Below are 13716 nucleotides of genomic sequence, written 5' to 3' on the forward strand. Positions count from 1 at the left end.
GTCTCGGGGAACTCTTTCGACAGTAATGAGGCGAACCGGGTTCGCGCCCGTTAGTGTCGCGCAGTTACTTTTCGTTACGTTGCATGAAGTAATTGTTGAGAAAGTGCTTGCGTTCCGGCTATTCAGGGCGCTGGATCGAGCTCAGACCAAGTACGGCTCGATCTTTGCGAGCGTCTCGCCGCTCACAAAGGCGTGCACCCTCGTGCCAGTCTCAACGTATTCGGTGTCGAGCACGCGATTGCGCTCGTGCAGCTCAGCCACCAATTCACCGCGATCGTAAGGCACCACAGCGGTCACCTCGGTGTCGGGAACGGGCAGCGCAGCAGTGATTTTCTGCTGCAACTCGTCGATTCCCTCGCCAGTGCGAGCCGACACGAACACTGCGTCTGGCGCCATGCCATGCAGCACGAGACGCTGACTCTCGTCGATCAGGTCGCTCTTGTTGAAGGCAACAATCTCGGGCAGCCCAAGCGCGTCAACCTCGGCGATCACCTCACGAACCGTGCGCAGCTGTGCGGCAGGGTCTGGGTGCGAACCGTCCACAACGTGCACGATCACGTCAGCTTCGGCGACTTCTTCAAAAGTCGATCGGAATGCCTCAACCAATTGGTGTGGCAGGTTTCGCACGAAACCGACGGTGTCTACGTAGGTGAACTGGCGTCCGTCGTCTGTTTCTGCATGACGCACAGTGGTATCAAGCGTCGCAAAAAGCTGGTTCTGCACAAAAGCTTCGGCTCCGGTGAGCTGGTTCATCAGGCTCGACTTGCCCGCGTTCGTGTAGCCTGCGATCGCGACAGAGGGCACTTCGCCGCGTTTGCGGTTTGCGCGTTTTGCCTCGCGGGCAGGCGCGAATCCCTTGATCTGCTGGCGAAGTTTTGCCATGCGAGTGTTGATTCGGCGTCGATCGAGCTCAATCTTCGTCTCGCCTGGGCCACGCGAGCCCATGCCCGCTCCTGCCGCACCAACCTGACCACCGGCCTGACGCGACATCGAATCGCCCCAGCCGCGAAGTCGTGGCAGAAGGTACTGTAGTTGCGCCAGCTCGACCTGCGCCTTGCCCTCACGGCTCTTCGCGTGCTGGCTAAAGATGTCAAGGATCACCGCAGTGCGGTCGATCACCTTCACCTTCACCACGTCTTCGAGCGCGCGGCGCTGCGAAGGCGAAAGCTCACTGTCTGCCACCACCGTGTCGGCACCGACTGCTGCGACAAGTTCGGCCAGTTCTTGGGCCTTTCCCTTGCCAAAATAGGTTGCCGGGTCGGGATTGGCACGACGCTGCAATAGGCCGTCGAGCACCTCGGCGCCTGCGGTTTCGGCGAGGGCTGCGAGCTCTCGAAGTGAGTTCTCGGCCTCTTCGGTACCCTCGGCAGTGCTTTTCGAATAGACACCGATCAACACGGCTCGTTCGAGACGCAGCTGCCGGTATTCAACCTCGGTAACGTCTTCAAGCTCTGTTGACAGGCTGGCGACGCGCTTGAGCGAAGCACGTTCTTCGCGTTCCAAGCGGATCGCATCAAAATCATCGGCGACAAGTTCGTGGGCTTCGTCGCCGAGAGCTTGCGCACCACTCAGATCACGAATCACCGTCGCGGTGCCGGTTTTTTCGGCGCGTTGAAGTAGGCGATCAAAAGAATCGCTGTTGGAGCCTTCGCTCTCGCTTGGGTCGAAATCTTGCGTGGTTTCGTCGTTTTGCATAGTCATCTGTTGACTAGTCTAGGTCGCGCGAGCCGCGCAATAAAGCCTGTTCACTGCAGGCGCAGCATCAGATTTGGAGCGCTCAAGGCAAAAGCGAAGCTCAAGACTCACTCGCGAAACTTGAGGCCCCGCTCGCCTGCGATACTTGATAGGTGAGCGACCACTATTTCAGCGAAACCCCTTCAAGCGATTTCACTCCGCGAGAGATTGAGGCGATCCTTGCCGGCGATTCGTACAAACTGCTCACGGCGGGCGGGGTGTTTAGCCCCGAACACCTCGATCGCGGCACAGAGATTCTATTGCGCACACTCGAAGTTCGTGAGCCTGCTGAGAACGAGGCGGCCAAGCTCCCCGTGCTTGACCTTGGTTGCGGTTGGGGCCCGATCGCGCTCAGCGCCGCCCTTCACGAATCAGATCGCGAGGTCTGGGCCGTCGACGTGAATGCGCGTTCGCGCGAACTGACCGCTCTCAACGCTGAGCGACTTGGCCTTAAGAATGTGCGCGTTGGATCGCCCGAAGAAGTACCAAGCGATATTGTTTTTGGCGCAATTCACTCGAATCCACCGATTCGTGTGGGCAAGCAGGTGTTGCATGAGATGCTGCAGTTGTGGTTGCCGCGGCTTGCTCACGGCGGTGAGGCGCTTCTGGTTGTCGCCAAGCATCTCGGCGCAGATTCACTGCAAAAGTGGATCGACACTGAGTTTGCCGAGCTAGAAGTAAACCGTATCGCTCGCGACAAGGGTTTCCACGTGATTGAGGCGTACCGAGCCTAAGTACGGTTCGACCGAACGATGCGGCTCATACGAGCCACTCCTTGATCGTTTGAGGACCGTCTCAGTGCGGTCACAGGCCAATGTGGACTGGGCGATCCAACGCGTTAAAACCTCAGGATTACGCGAGTTCGACTGTGCCCGAGTAGACGAGCGCTGCGGGGCCGCTAAGCGACACATGCTCGCCTTCTTCGGTGGGGAACATACGTACACCGAGTCTGCCGCCTGGAACCTCGACGCTCCAACTATTTGGCATCTGGTCGCCGCCCCAGTGGCGAAACGCGAGCGCGGCCGCGGCCGCCCCGGTGCCGCATGAAAGAGTTTCGCCCGCTCCGCGCTCGTGCACACGCATCCGAATACGGGCAACGCCGTCTTTCAAAAGCGGTTCTTCTGGCACCACGAATTCGACGTTCGCGCCGTGTTCCGGAAGGGGGCCAAGTTCTGGTTCTTGGCTGAGGTCAAGCCCATCGAGTTTTGCGTCGCCTGAAAGCACGGTTACCACGTGCGGGTTTCCGAGGTTGATGCCCAGGCCTGGACGTGAGACTCGAAGCCCGCGTGCGTTCACCAGGTACTCGCCGCCGGGCCGCCAGCGGCCGAGGTCAACCGTGTAGCCAGAAACTCCGGGCAGCACATCTTTCACCCCAGCGCGTGTGCCGATTGGGATCGTGTCGCGCCGCTCCGGGGTGATGAAACCTTGCTCGATCAGATAGTGCACATACACCCGAATGCCGTTACCGCACATTTCAGACGGCGAACCATCGGCGTTCCAGTAATCCATGAACCACTCGGCGGCTGGCTCTTCAGCGAGGATCGCCGCGCCCTCGACGATTGATTTGGATCGCACGGCGCGAATCACACCGTCTGCGCCAACACCAAAATGCCGGTCGCAAAGCTGCCTGATCTGTGCTGGTGTCAGGTCGATCTGCCCGTCGGGGTCGCTGAACAGCACAAAATCGTTGCCGGTGCCGTGGCCCTTGGTGAAGCTAAGTGTGGTCACGAATTAAGTCTATTGTCGGTCGAGCCCGCGTGCCTGTGCATATGCGGATTGCTGCCCAATTAGTCGTCTTCGATCAATCGTTTACCGAGCACCAGCACATCATTCACTTCGTAACCTAATGCCTGATAAAAACCGACGGCTTGGGTGTTCGTGCCGCGCACCATGAGTTGAGCTTTAGGGCAGCCGAGCGATTCAAAGCGTCTTTCTGCCTCGGCGACGAGCGCCTTTGCGATCCCCTGCCCTCGCATCTTTGGGTGGCTTGCCAAGTAGTACATCCAGCCGCGGTGCCCGTCATATCCGAGCATCACGGTGCCAACTACCTCGGTCGCTGGGTGTTCTGGGCTGTCGCCGACTGCAGCTTCGGCAACAAGAGAGAGGCCCGGCTGCGCGGTAAGGTTTCGTTCGATATCGAGTAGCGGATCGTTCCACGGCCGGGTCAGATCACATTGCTGCCAAAGCGCGATCGCCTGCTCAGCGTCGGCCAGGGTAAAGTCACGGATCAACATGGTCGCCTCTGTTCGCTTGGCGGTATCTGAATCTCATCGATGTTTGGTGCGTCGAGCCACTGCGCATCGTGGTAGCGCTTGAACCAACTCACCTGTCGGCGCGCGTATCGCCTCGTGAGCATCTGCGTTTCGGCGATGGCTTCTTCTTCGCTGTATTCGCCTGCGAGCTGCGCGAGCGCCTGCTGGTAGCCGATTGCCCTGCTGGCGGTCTTGCCCTCAGCGATTCCGTGCGGAATCAATTCACGAACTTCTTCGAGGAGACCGTCCTGCCACATTCGTCGCACGCGTTCGTCGAGTCGAGCGACGAGGGTGGCGCGTTCGCAGGAAACAGCAATCACCTGCGTCTTGTCGCACCAGAGTTTCGGCGCCTGCGGCAGTGTGACTTGGGCGTCGCCACCGAGTAATGCGACTTCTAGTGCACGCACTACCCGCCTGGGGTTTCTAGCGTCGACCGCGTTCGCAGTCGACGGGTCGAGAGCCGACAATCGTTCGAGCAGTGGGGCTACACCAGCCCGTTCGAGCTCACGTTCGAGTTCTGCACGCAGCGCTTCGTCACGCGGTGGAAACTGGAAGTCGTAGATCACACTAGAAACGTAGAGGCCCGATCCACCGATCAAAATCGCGTCGTTTCCTCTGGCGTGGATTTTTTCGATGATTGCGCGCGCGGCTGGTTGGTACCAGGCAACCGTTGCCTCTTCGGTGACGTCTAGGTCGTGAAAAAGGTGGTGCGGCACTCCCCTGCGTTCAGCTTCGGGCAGTTTCGCGGTGCCAATGTTCATGCCGCGATAAAACTGCATGGCATCAGCGTTCACGATCTCCGCTGCGCGCCCGCTCTCGGCCAACCGCTCGGCAAGGTCAAGTGAAAGTGCGGTCTTGCCGGTGCCTGTGGCGCCGACAACTACCCAAAGCCTCGGCGTGGTCACAGCGTGCGAATTGTCGGCATGCCGAGGCCCACCGACTTTGGCGCACCGCTGGCGACTGCACCGGAAGGGGCAGGCACGCCGCAGCTTTCTGCCTGACGGCGATCCCAGGCGTCGCCGGCACGAGTGCGGCGCAACTGGTAAGCCTCAGTAGCATCGGCGACGATAAAGAATGGAGCGGCAGAGGTAACCTGCACGGTGACAACGTCGCCCGGGCGAGGCTCTTCGCCGCCTTCTGGGATCGCGAAGTGCACCAGACGGTTGTCTTCTGCGCGGCCACTGAGTCGCCTCGTTGCGGCGTCTTTACGACCCTCGCCCGAGACGAGTACCTGCACTGTGCGACCGATCTGAGCCTGGTTCTCTTCGAGTGAGATGCGCTCTTGAAGTTCCATCAAACGCTCGTAGCGTTTTTGCACCACGGCCTTTGGAATCTGGTCTTCCATCGTCGCGGCTGGTGTGCCTGGGCGAATCGAGTATTGGAAGGTAAACGCACTTTGAAAGCGAGACTGTTCAACCACGCGCATGGTGTCTTCAAAGTCTTCTTCGGTCTCACCTGGGAACCCAACAATTATGTCCGTCGTAATCGCAGCGTGCGGAATGCGCTCGCGAACCTGGTCAAGAATGCCGAGGTACTTCTTGCTTCGGTATGAGCGGCGCATTGCTTTCAGCACAGTGTCTGAGCCTGACTGCAGCGGCATGTGCAGGGTCGGCATTACGTTTGGTGTCTCAGCCATCGCGTCAATAACGTCCTGAGTGAAGGCTGCGGGGTGCGGGCTGGTGAAACGCACGCGTTCTAGCCCCTCAATCTCGCCCATTGCACGGAGCAGCTTGCCAAACGCAAGCTTGTCACCAAACTCGACACCATAGGTGTTGACGTTCTGACCGAGCAGTGTGACCTCTACCGCGCCGTCGTCAACGAGAGCTTGAACTTCGGCAAGCACATCACCTGGGCGGCGGTCTTTTTCTTTGCCACGCAACGAGGGAACGATGCAGAAGGTGCAGGTGTTGTTGCAGCCCACCGAGATCGAAACCCAACCACTGGCAGCAGAGTCGCGTTTGGTTGGCAGCGTCGAAGGGAATACCTCAAGCGATTCAAGAATCTCAACCTGAGCTTCTGCATTGTGCCTGGCCCGCTCAAGCAGCGTCGGCAAAGAACCCATGTTGTGCGTACCGAAAACTACGTCAACCCAAGGAGCTTTCTCAACGATTACACCCTGGTCTTTTTGAGCGAGACAACCGCCAACAGCAATCTGCATGCCCTCGTGCACGCGCTTCTTCGCGGCAAGAGCCCCGAGGTTACCGTAAAGCTTCTGAGCAGCATTCTCACGCACAGCGCAGGTGTTGATCACAACAACATCGGCTGCCTCCGGCGTCTCGGCAGCTACGTAGCCAGCAGCTTCGAGCGACCCTGAAAGTCGCTCAGAGTCGTGCACATTCATCTGGCATCCGAGGGTACGCACTGTGTAGCTGCGAGGTGTTCCATCAGCCCGGAGTGCGGCAGGTGACGGATCAATCAGTGTTGCTTCGGATGATGGCATGTTCAAATTCTACCGAGCTTCTGAGCGGCTTACTGAAAGCGCACGCTGCTGTTGCCAGACTTTGGCTTCGGCACCGCTGAAAGCGTGTTTGCACGACGTTCGCCAATCGACGAACCCGGACGCTGTTCGTTACGATCGAGAGCCTCGCGGGCGATTCTCACGGCCCGCTCACCTGACCAGCCCCGTCGAGCGAGGAACCCGATAAGTCGACGCTCGGCAGTCTGCCGATCAAGTCCGCCCATCTTACGAGCACGCTCAGAAGCGGCCTCACGAAGAATCTCGTTTTCTTCGTCTTGGTCAAGCTCACCGATTGCCTCTTCTATCACGCCGTCTGGCAGCAGTCGCTCCCGCAGCTTGATGCGAATTTGACTTCGGCTCGCCCGCTTTCGCGTGCGCAGATTTTCAGTAACCACTCGCGCAAGACCAAGATCATCTAGGTAGAGTCTGCTCTCGCACTCAAGCACAACCTCATCAACCTCTGCATGGTCGTGCCCCTTGGCTACAAGCTCACGCCGAAGTTCACCGCTCGAACGTGCACGGCGAGCGAGCATACGAACCGCGTCGTCCATCGCTGTTCGAGTGTTCTCGAGTTCGTGCACAAGTTCGTCAAGTCCACTCTCGCTGCGGTCGGTGACGGCGGTATCGCAGTCGCCGTTGAAGCCGCTTTCGCCAAACCCAGCTTCGATGGGTGCGCCCGCGGAACCCGCGTCAGCTGCCAGACGCAACTGACGCGGTTCACGTACGTTCTGTGCCTCACGAGAATCTGATGCTGATACATCTCGCAACTTGCTGCGAAACTCTATAACCTCGGCAAGGTTCTCACGATCAACACCTAGCTTTTCGCTTGACTCGTCGCTTGGTGGGGGAAGAAAACGAACAGCCACTTCGAGCCCCGCTATGCGCCGATTCGCGCAGCTTCGCCCGCTTCAGCTTCAGCTTCAGGCACTGCCGCGCCGTCTTTCACACCGAGCTTCACGAGAATCTTTTCTTCAATCTCAGCAGCGATGTCTGGATTGTTGATCAAGAAGCGGCGAGAATTCTCCATACCCTGGCCGAGCTGATCGCCCTCATAGGTGTACCAAGCGCCACTCTTCTTCACCAGACCGTGCTCGACACCAAAGTCGATCAACGAGCCCTCTCGTGAAATACCAACACCGTAAAGGATGTCGAACTCCGCCTGCTTGAACGGAGGTGCCATCTTATTCTTGACGACCTTCACTCGAGTGCGGTTGCCGACAGCGTCTGTGCCATCTTTCAAAGTCTGAATACGACGAATATCAAGGCGAACCGAAGCGTAGAACTTCAGAGCTTTACCACCCGAGGTCGTCTCTGGGCTACCGAAGAAGACACCAACCTTCTCGCGAAGCTGGTTGATGAAGATACAGGTGGTTTTGGTCTGGTTCAGACCACCAGTGATCTTACGCAGCGCCTGCGACATCAGTCGCGCCTGCAGACCAACATGGCTATCGCCCATGTCACCCTCGATTTCAGCACGAGGCACGAGGGCTGCGACCGAGTCGATAACAACCAGGTCAACCGAGCCGGAGCGGATGAGCATGTCGGCAATCTCAAGCGCCTGCTCACCGGTGTCGGGCTGCGAGACAAGCAGAGCGTCAATGTCGACGCCGAGCTTCTGTGCGTACTCGGGGTCAAGAGCGTGCTCCGCGTCGATGAATGCCGCGATGCCGCCCGAGCGCTGGGCGTTCGCAATAGCGTGCAGGGTCAGCGTGGTCTTACCCGATGACTCTGGACCGTAGATCTCGACGATACGACCGCGTGGCAGGCCGCCAATGCCAAGCGCGACATCAAGTGCGATCGAACCCGTTGGAATCACCTCGACCGGAGGACGCTCGGTGCTGCCAAGGCGCATGATTGCGCCCTTGCCAAACTGCTTATCGATATTCGCGAGCGCTGCTTCAAGTGCCTTCTCGCGATCCTTGCTAGCTGCCATCAGTGGCTCCTCTGTTCGGGCGATATTCGCCGGGTTGCTGGCCTACCTACTGTCGTGCCGGGGTTCCGTCGACAAGGCCGGGTGGCCGATGCTTCGAACTCTAGATTGCACCTCTGACATTTACCGCCTGAGGCACGAATCTGCGAGAAACTTCAGCTCGGATTCACCTGTGGACGACAATACGCCGATTCGAACACATCTTCGAACGACACGCCGAACGCCTCTGCGATTCAGCAGAACTAGCGCTAGTTATTTGGCAACGAAGTGAGCTTTTTTCGTCCGCGAGGGGCAGTCACTTCACCAGCCTCGACGAGCCAAGGTCACCAATACTCAAATACGCCCCAACCGCAGAGCGCCCAAAAAGTGATCTACTCGCGGGGATCGATCAAGCCGCGACCATGCCTGCGCGAAAGTGGTACCTGCAGGTCTTCACAGAGCGCATTCCACACGTCACGGGCAGGGACCCCGCGGTCGAGCGCGTCTTGTGCAGTGCCGCCGAGCACAGACAACCAGTGGTCGCGCACAAGTACGCCCGAGTACACGTCGCCAAACTCTTCGCGCATGGCCCGTCGAAACTCGCTAATTCTCACCGATTGCTCCCAAAATCACGGAAAGCGCCAGGCCAGTGGCCTAGCGCTTTCGTGAATACTATTTGATTTAGCCGCGCGCGAGCAGCTCTGGGCGATATCCCGAGACCAGATCGGCGGGAACCGTGTCTGGCACGTGACTGCCGAGCGGCACGCTCAGGCCTTCAACGATGGCGAGGCGATCGCTCACCTCACCCATAATCACCGACAGTGGAGTATCGAGGGCGTCAGCGACAGCGGCGAGAATTTCACTCGACGCCTCTTTCTGCCCACGCTCAACCTCACTGAGGTATCCGAGCGCAACGCTTGCCTCACCGGCTACCTGGCGCAGGGTGCGACCCTTTTGCAGCCGGAAGTCACGCAGCACGTCGCCGATCTCTTGACGAACCAGTACCATCGCGTCCTCCTTCTCTCACGCAACCGGGGTTGCGTTATGTTTAAGCCGCCTGTTGCAATCCAGACTACCTGGAATTATTCTGCTTGGCGTCACTGAGAATAACCGCCACTTTCGCCTGGTTATTCCTGAGCGTTTCCTGAAATTGAGCCGAGAAGACTCAACTTTACCAACTTTTCGCTATTTCTCGCCTAAGTTTCGCAGTTCTGCTGCAAATTCTTGTAGTGCAGCACGAACTGCCGCGGCCCGAATTTCTGCGCGATTCCCCGTAGCATTGAGCAATATTGCTCTCTCGCCAAGGGATGAGCTGACCCCTATCCAGACCGTACCGACTGCTTGACCCGTTGCCGGGTCGCGGTCGGGCCCGGCAACACCGGTAGTTGCGAGGCCAATGTCAGCGGGCACCAACTCGGCTTGCGACAAATGTGGCACCGCGCAGGCACGGCGCACGCCAAGTGCCATTTCTTTCGCGACCGTTGGATCGACGGGCCCATTCGCTTGCAACAGCCCCTGGTCCACGCCGAGCAGAGAATGCTTCAGCGCGGTGTCGTAGGCCACAACTCCACCAGAAAACACCCGCGAAGCGCCCGGCACAGAGACCACCGCGTCTGCCAGCAGGCCCCCAGTCAGCGACTCAGCGACCGCGAGACGCAGCCCTAGCGAGGCCGCACGGTCTAACTCCTCGCCAAAGGCAGAGACAGCAAGCACTGTTATGCAGATTTCTCGGTTGTATTGCCGCGCAACTTCATCACGTTGATCACGTAGTCAATGCCACTTGCAATGGTGAGCGCGACCGCAATCGACATGGTCACCACGTTTATCCAGTACATGATGTCGGCAAACACGGTGCCGCTAGCGAGCGAGGCGAACGGAAAAAGCGCCAGCGCAATCGCGACCGACTGCGCGACAGTCTTAAGCTTGCCCATCCAGGCGGCGGCAAGCACCACGGTACGGGCTTCAAAGAGACGGTGAACCGTAATACCGATCTCGCGAATCAGCACGACGATAGTTACCCACCAGGGCAGCTCACCAAGAATCGAGAGCCCGACAAGTGCTCCACCGGTCAAGAACTTGTCGGCGATCGGGTCGAGAAGTTTGCCAAGATCGGTGATCAGCCCTCGCGAGCGGGCGATATGGCCGTCCCATGCGTCTGTCGCAATCGCAACGACGAAGAAGACCGCGGCGACCCAACGAAGTGCCCCCATCTGCCCATGGTCGGCGAGCAACATCCAGATAAAAAACGGAGTCGCCACGATTCGGGCGCCGGTAATAATGTTCGGCGCATTCCAATTGCTTGGTTTCACTGGCGTCTCAGTCATGTGTGGCTAGTCCCGTCCGGTTAGTTGCCAAGCATCTTCGTCATCGTCGCCCTCGACCTCTTCAAGACCGGCTTGGTGCGCGGCGATCGGATCGTCGTAGCGTGAATCAAAAATATCGTCTTGTGAGCCAAGCGGATCAAGCACCGATGTCTCGGCAGATTCAAGGCCCTGCTGCGAGTTTTGCTCTTGCTGCGCTGCGTTTTGCGCTGCAACAATCGCAGCCACCGCCGCTGCAGTTGCAGGCGCGGCCGGCGCAGCAGGTGGCACAGCAGGTTCAGCCACTGGTAGTGCAGCGACCTGCATCGGGGCCGGAGCGGTTGGGGCCGCCGGAGCTGCCGGAGCTACGGGAACTGCAGGAGCCGCCGGGGCTGCAAAGCTTGGCTGCGGTGCGGGCGATCCCCCGCCCTGAATCGAGGCGATTACCTCAGCTAGCTGCTCTGGAGCCACCAAAACATCGCGCGCCTTTGACCCCTCTGAAGGGCCAACAATTTCGCGAGATTCCATGAGGTCCATCAGTCGGCCCGCCTTCGCGAATCCGACTCGGAGCTTACGCTGAAGCATCGAAGTTGACCCAAATTGCGAAGTGACCACAAGCTCAACGGCCTGCAGCAGCACGTCAAGATCGTCGCCGATATCAGCGTCAATCTCTTTCTTCTCAGCCACCTGGGCCACGTCTGCACGATACTCGGGCGTGGCCTGTTGCTTCACATGCGAAACCACACGCGCAATTTCGCTCTCGTTCACCCATGCACCCTGCACACGCATCGGCGAAGAATCACCGTTCACAAGTAGCAGGCCGTCACCCTGACCGATCAAACGCTCAGCGCCTACCTCGTCAAGAATGACTCGTGAATCGGTGCCGGAGGCAACCGCGAAGGCGTATCGGCTCGGCACATTCGACTTGATCACACCGGTAACAACGTTGACCGACGGGCGCTGCGTTGCGAGCACTAGGTGAATACCGGCCGCACGGGCGAGCTGAGTGATTCGCTGAATCGAATCTTCAACGTCGCGTGGGGCGACCAACATGAGGTCTGCCAACTCGTCTACGACGACAAGCAGGTATGGGTAGGGCTTCAGCTTTCGCTCGCTACCCGCCGGCAGCACGATTGTGCCCTGGCGAACAGCCTCATTGAAATCATCAATGTGCCTAAAGCCGAAACTCGCCAGGTCGTCGTATCGCATGTCCATCTCTTTCACGACCCACTGCAGCGCTTCGGCTGCCTTTTTCGGGTTCGTGATGATGGGCGTAATGAGGTGCGGTACACCCTGGTAGACCGTGAGCTCAACTCGCTTCGGGTCGACGAGCACCATTCGCACTTCGGCAGGTGTTGCGCGCATCAACACGCTCGTGATCATGGAGTTGATGAAGCTTGACTTACCGGAGCCTGTCGCACCAGCGACCAAGAGGTGAGGCATCTTGGCAAGGTTCGCAACAACAAAGTCGCCCTTGACGTCTTTGCCGATACCGATAGTCATCGGATGCTTGCTGCGCTGAGCCTTCGCCGAGCGAAGCACATCGCCGAGCGCGACGTTCTCGCGGTCTTTATTCGGAATCTCGATACCGATGGCACTCTTACCGGGAATCGGCGAGAGAATTCGTACCTCATTCGAAGCGACGGCATACGAGAGGTTTTTCTGCAGCGCGGTAACTCGCTCAACTCGCACGCCGGGGCCGACCTCAACCTCATACTGCGTGACCGTTGGGCCACGCGAGAAGCCAGTTACCTTCGCGTCAACGCCAAATTGCTTCAGCACGGCATCGATCGCGGCCATCGTCTCATCGTTAGCTTGGGTACGTGCCTTCGGTGGATCACCGGCAGAAAGCGCAGCTTGGTCAGGCAGGGTGTACGGTCGCACTGCCTCGGAATAAGCTGGCGCGACCTGGAACGGCACTGCCTCAACTGGCGCCTGTGGTTCTTCGAGCTCAAGATCGTCAAATGCCTGCGTGATCGAATCATCGCCGAGGCCAGAGCCACGGCTGGTGCCTGCAGCTGCGACCGCTGCTTCAGCCATGTCGAACTCGGCAAGCAGGTCGTCTTCAAATTTCTCGGTGACAGGCTCGGCTTGCAGCGCAGACTCGAAGCCGCGATCACTACCCTTTGCGCTGTCGCTCTCGTCGTCGCCCTTGAGCAATTCGGTCATGGCATCGTCATCGACCAGGAACGATGGATCTTGCTCTCGGCCAGACGAATTGCGACGCCACCACGGCAGCTCGCTGCGGCTCGCCTGCTCGACGAGGTCGCCTTCTTCGACGGGCTCTGTAGCTGTTTCAACGCGCTCAGCTTGCTCGCCGAAGAGGTAGCGGTAACCCTCGCGAATACGCGCGAAAATTCGACCCGGTGGGGTTTTTGTGGTGATCAAGATCGAGAAGGCCAAGAGCAGTGAAAGCACTGGCACGGCCACCCAGATCGTGAGGTACATCAGTGGCGCACCGATCAGCCATCCGAAAAGACCGCCAGCATCGGCCAGGTTGCCTGTTTTGTCCCACGGGTTTGGTTGACCGCCGTAGACGTGGGCAAGCCCCGATGCACTTAACAGCGCTAGGCTCAGGCCAATCGCGATTCGGCGGTTATCGTGCACACTCGATGGGTGATTAAACAGCCAGAGCGCGAAGCCCACCATCACAATCGGCAGACCGAAGGCGATTCGCCCAAAGAGGCCACCAAAACTGAAAGCGCTCACTCCCCCAGCGATTTCATTGCCGATCAAGAACCACTCAATCACTGCACCAACTATGGCGAGCAGCACAAGCAAAAACGGCACGCCGTCACGGCGATCCTCGGGAGCTACCGGCTCGGTGCGAAAGACGCGAGCCGCGCCACCAACCGCGTGGGCAATGCCCCGCCAGGCGCGCACGAAGCCATTCTCCGTCGGCACTGGCTCGAGCACTTTTGTTTTCGCGGTCGAGGCAGCGCGGGAGTTCTTCCCGGAACCCGCCGAATTTGAGCGGGCAGAAGTCTTGCTGGCCATAGGAAGAGCCTACGAACTGCCACCGACATTCTGCGTTTGGCTATCCGGCGCGCCTCAAAATCCGCT

Annotated in this window: 13 protein-coding genes; 1 reads left to right on the plus strand and 12 read right to left on the minus strand. The window is 58.9% G+C overall.

Translation table 11 applies throughout. The annotated features are described in order from the left end of the window. Positions 1-141: 141 nt before the first annotated feature. Positions 142-1695: a GTPase HflX gene (hflX, locus tag QBL02_RS05205; protein WP_282725736.1), complete on the minus strand. Its 1554-nt coding sequence runs from the start codon at positions 1693-1695 to the stop codon at positions 142-144. A gap of 152 nt (positions 1696-1847) precedes the next feature. Between hflX and QBL02_RS05210 the strand changes: the two genes are divergently transcribed. After that, complete coding sequence (locus QBL02_RS05210) at positions 1848-2468, plus strand: methyltransferase (protein WP_282725329.1); 621 nt, start codon at positions 1848-1850, stop codon at positions 2466-2468. A gap of 118 nt (positions 2469-2586) precedes the next feature. Here QBL02_RS05210 and dapF read toward each other — a convergent pair whose 3' ends face one another. The 11 genes from dapF to QBL02_RS05265 all read right to left on the minus strand — a co-directional run bounded on the left by dapF (position 2587) and on the right by QBL02_RS05265 (position 13650). Then, positions 2587-3462: a diaminopimelate epimerase gene (gene dapF, locus QBL02_RS05215; protein ID WP_282725331.1), complete on the minus strand. Its 876-nt coding sequence runs from the start codon at positions 3460-3462 to the stop codon at positions 2587-2589. Between the two features lie 59 nt (positions 3463-3521). Beyond that, complete coding sequence (locus QBL02_RS05220) at positions 3522-3968, minus strand: GNAT family acetyltransferase (RefSeq protein ID WP_282725332.1); 447 nt, start codon at positions 3966-3968, stop codon at positions 3522-3524. Then, positions 3962-4891: a tRNA (adenosine(37)-N6)-dimethylallyltransferase MiaA gene (gene miaA / locus QBL02_RS05225; protein ID WP_282725333.1), complete on the minus strand. Its 930-nt coding sequence runs from the start codon at positions 4889-4891 to the stop codon at positions 3962-3964. Before miaA ends, QBL02_RS05220 begins: the two co-directional genes overlap by 7 nt. After that, positions 4888-6426, minus strand: coding sequence for a tRNA (N6-isopentenyl adenosine(37)-C2)-methylthiotransferase MiaB (miaB, locus tag QBL02_RS05230; RefSeq protein ID WP_282725334.1), 1539 nt, complete (start codon positions 6424-6426; stop codon positions 4888-4890). Before miaB ends, miaA begins: the two co-directional genes overlap by 4 nt. Positions 6427-6455: 29 nt before the next feature. After that, a complete protein-coding gene (locus QBL02_RS05235; RefSeq protein WP_282725335.1) occupies positions 6456-7310 on the minus strand; it encodes a regulatory protein RecX in 855 nt (284 codons plus the stop codon). A gap of 11 nt (positions 7311-7321) precedes the next feature. Continuing rightward, entirely contained in the window at positions 7322-8377 is a 1056-nt protein-coding gene (recA, locus tag QBL02_RS05240; protein WP_282725336.1) for a recombinase RecA, read from the minus strand. Positions 8378-8745: 368 nt separating this feature from the next. Beyond that, entirely contained in the window at positions 8746-8967 is a 222-nt protein-coding gene (locus QBL02_RS05245; protein WP_282725337.1) for a DUF3046 domain-containing protein, read from the minus strand. A 67-nt stretch (positions 8968-9034) separates the two neighbouring features. Further along, positions 9035-9361 (minus strand): helix-turn-helix transcriptional regulator, encoded by a 327-nt coding sequence (locus QBL02_RS05250; RefSeq protein WP_282725338.1) that lies wholly within the window; start codon positions 9359-9361, stop codon positions 9035-9037. 177 nt (positions 9362-9538) lie between these two features. Beyond that, entirely contained in the window at positions 9539-10066 is a 528-nt protein-coding gene (locus tag QBL02_RS05255; protein ID WP_282725339.1) for a CinA family protein, read from the minus strand. A gap of 2 nt (positions 10067-10068) precedes the next feature. Further along, entirely contained in the window at positions 10069-10677 is a 609-nt protein-coding gene (gene pgsA / locus QBL02_RS05260; protein WP_282725340.1) for a CDP-diacylglycerol--glycerol-3-phosphate 3-phosphatidyltransferase, read from the minus strand. 6 nt (positions 10678-10683) lie between these two features. Then, positions 10684-13650 carry a DNA translocase FtsK gene (locus QBL02_RS05265; protein WP_282725341.1) on the minus strand — a complete coding sequence of 989 codons (2967 nt, stop codon included), beginning with the start codon at positions 13648-13650 and terminating at the stop codon, positions 10684-10686. Positions 13651-13716 lie beyond the last annotated feature (66 nt).

It is taken from the genome of Leucobacter sp. UT-8R-CII-1-4 (assembly GCF_030010235.1).
In the GTDB taxonomy this organism is placed as follows: Bacteria; Actinomycetota; Actinomycetes; order Actinomycetales; family Microbacteriaceae; genus Leucobacter.